Raw genomic sequence first — 11,803 nt, forward strand, 5'->3', positions numbered from 1 at the left:
GTGCATTGGCTGCAGGTCAAGCCTACCCGAGATGGCGCGCCGATTTTCGGGCCGGTCCCTGCCAGCCCTGATAGGTGCAACGTTTTCCACATACGTCAACTGGCTTGGAACACGGGGTGATCATCACAAATATCGTGGACGAACAGAAGCCGCGCGAACCGAAGGAGCGGACACAGTGGCATTCCATTGCACCCTCGTCTGGGGCCCGTTGGCGTTACGGCAAGGCGGACCCATCGAACTGACCATAGCCGCGGGCAACGGCACCCCTGGCGCCGTCGTCGAGGCCGCCGTCGCGGCGGAGTTCGGATCTGGAAAACTTGCGGTCGAGGGACTGCCACTCGGCGGTCTCACCGTTGGCTCGGCGCCGCTCATGTCGGGGGCTGTGTTGGTGTGCGGGGCCGATTCGGAGGCGCAAGACACCCGTGATCGCTATCGCAGTCCCGCGGCGTTGTCGTTGCTGGTGCACGCCGGTCCGGCCGCGGGCCTGGTCATACCGCTGGAAAGGGGCAAATACAGGATCGGCCGGAGCAACTCCGATGTCTGCCTCCCGGATCCTGATGTTTCGCGGGATCACGCCGTTCTGACGATCTCCGAGACAGCGGTCACCATAAGCGACAACGGGAGCGCGAACGGAACGGTCGTGGATGGACGCAAAGTCCGCTCCGCCCCTGTCTCGACCGCCTCCAGGATCCGATGTGGCGGCTCTGTCATGTCAATTGTCTTCGGCGACGAAGAATACGGAGCGGAGTCGCTGGGGGCAGCCGGCCAGGGCGTCGCCGAGCCGATCCTGGTCCCGTGGCGCCACGATGCGGGCAGCCGCACGCAACTTCTCCTCACGGCCGGGCTCCCGTTCCTGCTGGGAGTTGGAATGGCTCTGGCCACTGGCATGTGGATGTTCCTCGGATTCACGGCAATTTCTGCGATCGCGGTCCTCGCACCCGCAATTTCGGGGAGACGCGAGCGCCGCTTTCTGGCTGCCGCGATCGCGGCGGCCGTCGAACAAGACCGGGCCCGACGACGGCGGTGTTCTCCGTCCGCCGCTGAGCTCGCCTTCGCCGTCAACTCGGCAGCTTTCCCCTCAAGGGAACACGGGCGAATGCGGCTGGCGCTGCCAAGAACCACCACAACGCAAGGATCCGGCACAGCTCAAGGAGCCAGCACGGTGCAAGCCTCGGGGGCAACCAAAGGGACGGCGGGTTGCCGCGATGTGTCGCTCCGGCTCGGCACCTGTCCGCAGAACGCCAGGGTTGCCCTCGATCCCGCGGACCCGGGCTTTCAGCCACCGCAGCTGGGCCCCGTTCCGGTAGTTCTGGATCCCTCTATCCAGGCCGTTTCCCTCACGGGACCCGAAGCCAAGGTGCAAGGAATGTTCAGATTTCTGCTCATGCAGCTGGCAGCTTTTCCGGGCGCAAGCGACGCTCCCGTCCTCATACACGGACCGCTAGCCCACTTGCCGTCAAGCGCCCGGTTCCTCCCCGGCATCACGTTGACCACGGACGCCTCTTCAGCCGCGGCTGCTTTTTCCGCGCTCGCGGATAAACCGGGAGCACTGTTTCTGGTGGGGCCCGAACGTGATCCCGCCGTCGACCCACTCCGGCTGGCGGCGATCGAATCCGGCTGGAGAATCTTCCAAGGCACCGCGAGGGGCGACGAAAGCGGTTCCGCCGTCGAGCTCTGGAACAAGCGCGCAATCCTTCATTCGTGCCATTCAGAAACGGAATTTGACCCTGACCTTGTGCCGCACCCGGTCTTCGACCGCTACTGCCGCTCATTGGCAAGATTGCCCCGTCTAGCGAAAGAAAGGGCGCCGCTTGTCCCCTCTACCTGCCAACTTGCCGAATTGCTTCCCGCTGAGCCCTCGAGCATCGCGGCCCGCTGGAGCGCTTCTTCAGCACGCGGAGGGCTATCCGCGGTTATCGGGCAAGGAGCCGACGGGCCCCGGTCGCTGGACCTGGTTTCGGACGGCCCGCACCTCCTCGTTGCCGGAACTACGGGATCGGGAAAGTCAGAGCTTCTGCGCACGATTGTGGCCGCGATCTCGCTGAAACACAGCCCGGACAGGGTCAACTTCCTGTTTGTTGATTTCAAGGGAGGTTCGGGCCTCGGGCCGTTGGCAGACCTTCCGCACTGCGTCGGGATGCTTACGGACCTCAGTGAACACGAGCTTGAACGTACCCTCTCCTCCCTCCGCGCCGAGGTTCGGATGCGGGAAGGGAGCCTTGCGAAGGCCGGTGTCCCTGATTTGCCCGCGTATTGGGCCAAAGCCCGAGGAACCGGGGGCGGGGCGGGTCGGAGAAGCCACCTTCCGGTACTGCCCCGTCTGGTGCTTGTAATCGACGAATTCAGGATGCTCATTGAAGACGCCCCGGATGCCTTGGCCGAATTGATGCGGATCGCCACCCTGGGCCGGTCTCTGGGCATCCACCTGATCATGGCGACACAACGTCCGCAAGGTGCACTGAGTGCGGACATCCGGGCCAACGTCACTACCAGCATTGCACTTCGCGTCCAATCAGAAATGGAATCCCGGGACGTCATCAACTCGCCGGCAGCGGCCTCGATTCCGGTGTCCCTGCCTGGCCGCGCCTTTATGGTTCGCGGAGTGGAAGATGCCGAGCCCTTTCAGTCAGCAACCCTCTCGGGCAGCGAAAAAGCCCGGGCGCACGCAAAGGCCATTTCGTTGCCGGCAGCGGGGTCGCTCCGCTTCAGCGGTTCGTCTGAAACCGCGTTGGCGGAGACTCAGGGTGCGATTGCAACGCCAGCAGAAGCCGCCCGCCCCATTATCAAGGCACTCAACCGGGTTTGGGACATCCAGGGGAGTACACCGCTTAGGAGACCTGTTGCGCATCCGCTTCCAGAGTCCGTCCCGCTTCCCGAATCCCTTGGCATCGCAGCAATGATGGGCAAGCACGCGGCAAGCCGTACGCTGGCAGGCCCGACCGCCTACCTTGGCTTGGCAGATTTGCCCTCGCAACAACGATGTGCCGGCCTGTGCTGGACTCCTTTCGTCCACGGGAATCTTGGACTCGTTGGCCCTCCTGGAAGCGGAACTGAAGATACGTGTCGGGCAGCGGCTGCGCAGCTTGTTGGAAGTGCCGAAGAACTCCATCTCTATGTCCTCGACGGTGACGGTTCATTGGCCGACGTGGCCGCCCAGGGACGCGTGGGGGCCGTTGCCTCCCCCAACGACATCAGAAGGGGCGTTCGCATCCTGGAGAGGCTCGCAGCTGAGATGTCGGCGCGGCAATCCCGGGGAACCGCCGCCGGGCAAGTCCCGCTTTTGCTGGTCATTTCGAACTGGGGTTCGTGGGTCTCTGAGTTACGCGCCGGACCGCTGGCCTGGGCCGAAGACGTTGTCCACGCCCTCGTCCGCGATGGACAGAAGGCAGGACTGGCTGTTCTTGTCACGGGCGACCGCGAACTGACCACCTCGCGCATGTTCGCATCAATCCCCAACCGCGCATACTTTCCCACCGGGACCACAGAAGAAGGGCGGTTGTCGTGGCCCCGTTTTGCGGCAATGAAGCCCCTGAAGGGTCGGGCGGTCGTAAGTGGCAACTTGCTCGGGGTTGACACTGCAGTTGCGCAGCTTGTCGAGCCGCCGCCAACCGCGGCTTGGCCGTACTGCGTGCCCCCCGAGCCTGCACGGCGCCCAATCCGGGTGGATCCCTTGCCGCAATTCATCCGGGCTTCGGATCTCATTGCGGATGGCCGAAGCGATGCTACTGCCCTGTCCCGTGCCCGGGTGCCCGGGTCGGTGCTCCTTGGGGTTGGAGGGGATGAACAAGAACCTGCTTGGATCACGCTGCCGCGCGGAGGCGTCCTCCTCGCCCTCGGCACCCCCGGTTCCGGCAAGTCGTCGCTTCTGGCCGCTTTGGCCATGCTCAATCCAGGCCATCAATGGTGGACATCACCCAAAGGGGCCGATCCTGACGCCTTTTGGGCCGAATTCCACCGGGAAGCAAGCCGCAGGCTCGTGGGAACAGAAGTCATCCCCCTCGTGGACGACATCGAACGCCTCACGAGCGAAACCGCCGTCCTCCTGGCCGAACTTCCCGGTATGGGTTTCTCCATGGTGGCAACCGCGGGCAGCCCTGCCCTACTGCAACGGACGCCCCTTGCTTCCCTGGCCCGAAACCACGGAAGCGGAATTCTCCTGGGCAATGGGCCTCCCACGGCCGGAGATTTCTTTGGCGTGCGCGTCGACGTCGATCAGGCGCCGCCTCCGGGTCGTGCTGTCCTCATCGAGAATGGACGAACACGCACTGTCCAGATCGCCGCTCCGGGCTAGGAAGCCGCACCCAAAGTGAAAGAGTCAGAGGGCGGCGCGGGATCCGCCCGCTCGGGAGGCAAAGGCAATGACCCGCTTGTCGAACAAAAAGACAATTCCGGCCAAAGCCGGCACCACCATGGCAAGGCCGGCCAGAACCAGACCTCCGGTCATGGTGGGAAAGCCGATCGTCAGGGCGAACAGCTGGGCAACCAACGCGGGTGCCCGGGTCCAACGGTAGCCACGGAACAGGAAGTGGCCCACGGCAAACAACAATGCAGAAAAGGCCAGCAAAAGGCCAAGGGTAAACACGGCTCCCCAGAATGAGGCCACCGGAGCCCCGGTCACCAGCTCGTATACATACAGGGCTCCGGCGGCCAACAGTGCGAGGGCTTCCAGCACAACCACGATGGAAATAACAACGATCCCTACAGGGCGCGGCCCTCCGCCGGATGCCTGGCCAATGTTGTCGCTGCCGGTCCCCTGGCCGTCGTCGCCGGGCGTTGCTGGGTCATGGTTAGGGTTCAGAGGGGGTCTTGACACATTGGCACAATACCGGACATAGTCGAGTACCTGTGAGTAGACCGGTGGCCAATGTGATGCATCGCTCACGGTTTCAAACGCTAAAACCCCTTGTTTACATGGCGTTAACATGACACGCTTGACTCAGACGACCAAGGGGGCCCAATGGGTCCCCTTTCCTATGAAGCCTCTCGTGAATATTTTCACAAAAGGCTTAACTAGTACTCACGAATGGAGTGACTGATCAGCATGGATTGGCGTAACCGCGCAGCCTGCCTCGACAAGGACCCGGAGCTTTTCTTCCCCGTAGGCAACACCGGCCCTGCGCTTCTCCAGATCGAGGAAGCAAAGAGTGTCTGCCGTCGCTGTCCCGTTGTGGACACATGCCTTCAGTGGGCCCTTGAATCGGGCCAGGACGCTGGCGTCTGGGGCGGCATGAGCGAGGACGAGCGACGCGCACTCAAGCGACGCGCCGCACGCGCCCGCCGCGCTTCCTAAGCGACTGGGCCCGCGAAGCACAGAGCCTAAGAGAACACACGAAGATGGCCCGGACCGATAGGTCCGGGCCATCTCCGCATTTCTGACCGCGGTCAGAGATAGAGCGCGCCGCCAGCGGCGGGCGTCAGCTCCTCACCAGGTTCAGGACGATCTCGACGGCGGTGCCACCGCCGTCGCGCGGCCGCCACTGGATGCTGCCACCCAACTCGCTCGTGACAAGAGTCCGCACAATCTGAAGGCCTAGACCCTCGGTATACGACCCCTCGGGCAGCCCGACGCCATCATCGGCGATTGTCACCGTGAGGAGTTCATCGCCGCTCTCCCCCGTGGAACGATCCGCCATTAGCCATACCGTTCCGGCCCGTCCTTCAAGGCCGTGTTCCACGGCATTTGTCACGAGCTCATTGATGACCAGCGCAAGGGGCGTGGCAAAGTCGCTCGGCAATTCGCCGAACAGGCCGGCGCGCTCAGTCCGGACGTGCTGCGAAGGGGACGCTACTTCTGCCGAGAGCCGGAACTGACGTCCAATGAGTTCATCGAAATCAACGCTCTGCGTGAGCCCTTGTGAAAGCGTCTCGTGTACCAACGCAATTGTCGCCACTCGCCGCATTGCCTGTTCCAGGCCTTGTTTCGCCTCGTCGCTGACCATCCGTCGCGACTGCATGCGCAGCAAAGCAGCCACCGTCTGCAGGTTGTTTTTGACGCGGTGGTGGATTTCACGAATCGTCGCGTCCTTGGTCACCAGCTCGAGCTCGCGGCGTCGCAGTTCTGACACGTCGCGGCACAGTACCAAGGCTCCGAAGCGATGCTTCTCGTCGCGCAATGGAATCGCGCGCAACGACAAGCTGACACCGCGGGACTCGATCTCGCTCCGCCACGGCATCCGACCAGTAACGACCAGCGGCAGCGTCTCGTCCACCATCCGCCGGTCCTTGAGGAGTCCTGCGGTTACTTCCGCGAGGGACCGTCCTTCCAAGGTTTCCACCTCGCCGAGGCGACGGAATGCGGAGACGCCGTTCGGACTCGCGTACTGCACGATGCCGTCGGCGTCGAGCCTGATCAGGCCGTCACCCACACGGGGAGCGCCACGGCGCGAACCCGTCGGTGAAGCGAAGTCCGGCCAGAGGCCCAGCGTTCCCATCCGGAGCAGATCGTAGGCGCATTGCCTGTACGTAAGCTCCAGGCGGGAAGGCATCCGTGAACTGGAAAGGTCCATATGCGACGTGACGACGGCAAGGGTCCGTCCGTTCCTGACCATGGGCACCGCTTCAACCCTCAGGGCCATCTCGCTGCTCCAGCTCGTTTCGCTGGAGCGTTCGATGGAACGGCTGGACCACGCTTTGTCGACTATCGGTCGCAGATCCGAGCGGATGCCTTCCCCGACGAAGTCCGCATGAAACACCGTGTGGCTCGTCGACGGCCTCACGTGAGCAAGCGCGATGTAACCGAACTCAGGATGCGGAAACCATAGGGCCAAGTCCGCGAACGCCAGGTCGGCGACCATCTGCCAGTCGCCGACCAGGAGGTGCAGCCATTCGGCATCTCCAGGCCCGAAATCAGCGTGCTCCCTGATGGGGTCTGTAAAGATTGCCACTGCACCTCCATATAACGCCCGGGCTTGTCCCTAGCGTCGAACGATTGACCTCAAGAGCCTCAATGCTACCGACAGAGAAGCCATGTCGTCGGCCTCCAGCGCGTTGACCTCGTCGAACATGCTCTTCGCGCGGCCCAATTGCTCGGCATTGATGCCTTCCCAGGCCCGCAAACGGGCCTCGGCGTCGAGGCCGGCGTCGGTCGATTCGAGCACCGACGTCGTCATGTCCGCTGCGGTCGAGTAGAGGTCGTCGCGCAGGGCCGCCCGGGCAAGCGCCTGCCAGCGGTCATCGCGCGGGAGTGCTGTGATCCGCTCCAGCAACGAATCGACGTGGAAGCGGTCGAATACCGTGTAGTAGACGTGGCTGACCTCTTCCACACGGGCGTCGCGGCTGTGCGTGATCTTGGCGATGTCCAAGAGCACGAAGCTCTCGAATAGCTCGGCCCAGCGATGGGCGAGCGTGTCGGGAAGGCCCCACGAGCGCGCCTTTTCGAGCCAGCCGGTAACGCGCTCTTTGTCGCTGCCGCGCAAGTAGTCGAGCACCCTGGCCCGCATCGGATCCATCATCGGCTTGAATTCCGCGACGATCTCCGAGATCGGCTTCGAGGCGTTGCCCTGGCTGAGCAACCAGCGGACCGCACGGTCAAGAAGCCTTCGGATGTCGAGGTGGACGGTGCTCCAGTGTTCCGTGGGGAACGAAGCGGGCAGGGCATTGAGCTCCCGCACCATCGAATCGAGTTCGTAGATCTCACGGAGGGCTACGAACGCCTTCGCGACGGCGACCTCGGTAGCCGAGGTCTCCTCCATGGTGCGGAAGGCGAAGGTGATGCCACCCAGGTTGATCATGTCGTTGGCCACCACGGTCGCGATGATCTCGCGACGCAAGGGATGGGTGTCCAGTTCGGCGTCGAACCGTTCTCGGAGCTGCTTCGGGAAGTAGGAGCGAATCGTCTTACGGAACCAAGGATCGTCAGCCAGATCGCTGTCCCGCAAGGCGGAGCCCAATTCGATCTTGGCGTAGGCGGCGAGGACGGACAGTTCCGGGGACGTCAGGCCCTGGCCCTGTTCCAGCCGCTCGCGAAGCGTCTCGGTGGTCGGCAGCGCTTCGAGGTCCCGTTTGAGGTCGGCGGACTTCTCGAGCCAGTCCATCAGGCGCTCGTAGCTCGGGCTCCATTCGGCGACACGCGTGCGGTCGTTGAGCAACAGGATGTTCTGATCGATATTGTCTTCGAGCACGAGGCGTCCGACCTCGTCGGTCATGTCGGCGAGGAAGGATGTGCGCTCGGAAGCATCCAGTTTTCCTGCGGCAACCATCCGGTCGACGAAGATCTTGATGTTGACTTCATGGTCGGAGCAATCGACGCCGGCAGAGTTGTCGATTGCATCGGTGTTGAGGATGACACCCTGCAGGGCAGCTTCGATGCGTCCGCGCTGCGTCATTCCGAGGTTTCCGCCTTCGCCAACGACCTTGACACGGAGCTCCCGTCCGTTCACGCGGATGACGTCGTTCGCCTTGTCTCCCACCTCGGCGTGGGACTCGGTGCTGGCCTTGACGTACGTTCCGATCCCGCCGTTGTAGAGGAGATCGGCCGGAGCCAGGAGTATTGCACGCAGGAGTTCAGGAGGACTCAGCTGAACGGTTCCGTCCGGCAGGCCGAGGGCACGGCGGACTTCCGGCGAGATCGGGATGACCTTGGCCTGGCGGGGGTAGACCCCGCCACCTGCGCTGATGAGCGAGCGGTCGTAGTCGTCCCAGGAGGAGCGGGGAAGCTCGAAGAGACGCTGCCGCTCGCCGAAGGACGAAGCCGCATCCGGCGTCGGGTCCAGGAAGATGTGGCGGTGATCGAAGGCGGCCAGCAGGCGGATGTGCCGGGAAAGCAGCATTCCGTTGCCGAACACGTCGCCGGACATGTCGCCGACGCCGACCACAGTGAATTCCTCAGTCTGGGTGTCAAGGTCCAGCTCACTGAAGTGGCGCTTGACCGACTCCCATGCACCGCGGGCCGTAATGGCCATGGCCTTGTGGTCGTATCCTACGGAGCCACCGGAAGCGAATGCGTCCCCCAGCCAGAATCCATACTCGGCGGCCAGGCCGTTCGCGGTGTCCGAGAAAGTTGCCGTGCCCTTGTCCGCTGCCACCACCAGGTACGAATCGTCGTCGTCCTGACGGACAACGTCCGACGGCGGCACAATCTTCTCGCCGTCTGCCGTGGTCACGAGGTTGTCAGTGAGGTCGAGCAGTCCGCGGATGAAGGTCTTGTAGCTTTCGATGCCTTCGGCCATCCAAGCGGCACGGTCAAGTGCCGGATCCGGAAGCTGCTTCGCGAAGAATCCGCCCTTTGCACCGGTCGGCACAATCACGGCGTTCTTCACCGTCTGTGCCTTGACGAGCCCGAGAATCTCGGTCCGGAAATCTTCGCGGCGGTCGGACCACCGCAAACCGCCACGGGCCACCTTGCCGAAGCGCAAGTGCACGCCTTCAACGCGAGGCGAGTACACCCAGATCTCGTACTTCGGCCGCGGGAACGGCAGGCCGTCGATCGTGGTCGGATCGAGTTTGAAGCTGACGTACGACTTGCCTTGGAAGTAGTTCGTTCGCAGCGTCGACTCAATGAGGTTAACGAAAGTCCGCAGTACCCGGTCGGCGTCGAGCGTGGCCACCTGGTCAATTGCTTCGGCCAGTGTGGCGCGCGCGCCCTCCTGGCGGGCCGGACGCGCGGCGTCAGGCGAAGAAGGATCGAAACGGGCCCCAAAGAGGTCAATCAGGCCGCGGGCAACCTCAGGGTTGGCGAGAAGAGTGTCCGCAATGAACTCGAAGGAGTTGGTGTTCCCCATCTGGCGCATGTACTTCGCATAGGCGCGGAGCATGACAACCTGCCGCCAGTGGATACCTTCCCGCAGCACGAGCCGGTCGAAACTGTCGGATTCCACCGCACCGGTCACCGCGGCGCTGAAGGAGTCCGCCAAGAGCTGGCCGGTAGCCACGGCATCGACACCGGTGGGGTATTTCAGGCCAAGGTCGTAGAGGAAGAAGTCCCGGTGGTCGGCAGTCTCAATTTCGAAAGGCCGCTCATCGAGAACCTCAAGGCCAAGATTGTGGAAGTAGGGCAGGATCTGGCTCAGGCTCTTCGGTTCCAAAAGGTAGAGCTTGACGCGGGCATCCTCCTCGAGCAGCTCACCGGCGCCGTTGGGCAGGTAGACATGCACTCCAGGGACCGTCTGGACTGCGACGGCGTCGCGGTCGGTTGTGGCGGCATACTTCTCGAAACGCTCAATGTCCTTGAGGGCGTCCTCGACTTCGTAGTCAACTCGGTAGCCGGCGGGGAACGCATCCGCCCACAGGGCTGACAATCGCTCGGCATCCAAACCGCTGGTGTTCTCGCGGAGCACCTCCGCAATACCTTCAGCCCAGGACCGCGAGGCCCGGACAAGCCGCTTTTCGAGTTCACCGGCGTCGACGTCGCGGAGCTCAGCCTCGCGCGGCAGCCGGATCCGGAAGAAAACCCTTGAGAGTGCGGACTCCGTGATCCGGGCCTCGTAGTCGATGCTCTCGGCTTCGAAGGTCTCGCGTAGTTCCTGTTCAATTCGTTGCCGGACGTTAGTGGTGTAGCGGTCACGGGGCAGGTAGACCAGTGCCGACATGAACCGCCCGTAGATATCCGGGCGCAGGAAGAGCTTCGTGCGGCGCCGCTCCTGCAGACGCTGGATGCCCAAAGCCGTCGCTGCCAGGTCCTCGGTCTCGATCTGGAAGAGTTCGTCACGGGGGTAGGTCTCGAGAATACCGACGAGGTCCTTGCCGGAGTGGGAGTCCTGCGGGAACCCGGCCGAGCGAAGCACGGCGTCGACCTTTTCCCGAACGATGGGGATGTTCCTTACGGAACCGGTGTACGCGCTCGTGGCGAACAGGCCGATGAAGCGGCGCTCACCGTTGACGTTGCCCGCAACATCGAAGCTCTTGACACCGATGTAGTCCAGGTACGCGGGGCGGTGCACGGTGGACCGCGAGTTGGCTTTGGTGATCACCAAGGCACGCTTCTCGCGAGCCTTACGGCGTCCGGCGTCGGTAAGGTGCTGGATTTGGTGCGGGTGGTCCCCCGCCCTCAAGAGTCCCAGACCGCTCGCTTCGCGCAACTCAAGGACGTCTTCACCGTTCTCGGTGATGAGGTCGTATTCCCTGTAACCCAGGAACGTGAAGTTGCCGTTGTCCAACCAGCGCAGGAGGTCCTGCGCTTGCTTGAGCTCCGCGATGTCTTCCGGGTGGGCCACCTTGTCCAGGGACGATGCCAGCTCGAGCGCCTTTGTGCGCATTTTGGGCCAGTCTTCGACGGCGGCCCGGACGTCGTTCAGGACGCGGTGGATTCCGTCAACGAGCTCCTTCTGGAAGTCGTCGGCCACCCTGTCAACTTCGACGGCGATCCACGACTCCATGTGGGAGACGTTGTCACCTTGCGAGATCAGATGAGCGATATTCGGCATCGCCGCGGTGTCACCGCTTGAGATGCCGATGTTCGACGGCACACGGGCAATGTCGGACAGATCGCCGGTGACGTGATCACGAGAAACCACGAAGAGTGGGTGCATGACGAGCCGGATAGCGCAGTTCTGGCGAACGAGTTCGGCGTTCACCGAGTCCACCAGGAACGGCATGTCATCCGTGACGATGTACAGAATGCTGCGATCACCCTCGTTGGCAATCCTGACATTGGCAGTGCCCGGCTTGCGGCTCTGCCCCGCCTCGCGGTGTGCCGCTGCCCTGGAGGTCAATTGCTCGGCAGCGTATCCGCGGGCGTCCTCCTCTGCGAGATGCTCGTAGTAGTCCCCGAAGAACCCTTCCCGGACTACTGCAGGTTTAGAACGATCCTCCACGCTGGATCCTGACGACATCGACAAACGCCTCCATCACATCTCAATTGCTGCGT

5 protein-coding genes are annotated in these 11,803 nt (G+C 63.1%); 2 read left to right on the plus strand and 3 right to left on the minus strand.

Annotation, left to right across the window (positions count from 1 at the left end):
• The first annotated feature begins 175 nt into the window (after positions 1-175).
• Positions 176-4,291 (plus strand): type VII secretion EssC family protein, encoded by a 4,116-nt coding sequence (locus AC4CS3_RS01590; RefSeq protein WP_490781920.1) that lies wholly within the window; start codon positions 176-178, stop codon positions 4,289-4,291.
• A 24-nt stretch (positions 4,292-4,315) separates the two neighbouring features.
• On the opposite strand, the gene AC4CS3_RS01595 is transcribed toward AC4CS3_RS01590, so the two are convergent.
• Positions 4,316-4,813, minus strand: a complete 498-nt coding sequence (locus tag AC4CS3_RS01595; protein ID WP_490781921.1) for a hypothetical protein — start codon at positions 4,811-4,813, stop codon at positions 4,316-4,318.
• Positions 4,814-5,041: 228 nt separating this feature from the next.
• On the opposite strand from AC4CS3_RS01595, the gene AC4CS3_RS01600 reads away from it, so the two are divergent.
• Positions 5,042-5,290: a WhiB family transcriptional regulator gene (locus AC4CS3_RS01600; RefSeq protein ID WP_003804966.1), complete on the plus strand. Its 249-nt coding sequence runs from the start codon at positions 5,042-5,044 to the stop codon at positions 5,288-5,290.
• A gap of 124 nt (positions 5,291-5,414) precedes the next feature.
• Here the strand turns inward: AC4CS3_RS01600 and AC4CS3_RS01605 are convergent, their stop codons facing one another.
• Positions 5,415-6,884, minus strand: coding sequence for a sensor histidine kinase (locus AC4CS3_RS01605; protein WP_490781922.1), 1,470 nt, complete (start codon positions 6,882-6,884; stop codon positions 5,415-5,417).
• A 30-nt stretch (positions 6,885-6,914) separates the two neighbouring features.
• Entirely contained in the window at positions 6,915-11,768 is a 4,854-nt protein-coding gene (locus AC4CS3_RS01610; RefSeq protein WP_490781923.1) for an NAD-glutamate dehydrogenase, read from the minus strand.
• Positions 11,769-11,803: the final 35 nt, after the last annotated feature.

The organism is Arthrobacter sp. SE2 (assembly GCF_058244265.1).

What these genes read in the sequence shown, in the direction of transcription:
- AC4CS3_RS01600 (WP_003804966.1), top strand. Translation starts at nt 5,042, where the DNA reads ATGGATTGGCGTAACCGCGCAGCCTGCCTCGACAAGGACCCGGAGCTT.
- AC4CS3_RS01610 (WP_490781923.1), bottom strand. Translation starts at nt 11,768, where the DNA reads ATGTCGTCAGGATCCAGCGTGGAGGATCGTTCTAAACCTGCAGTAGTC.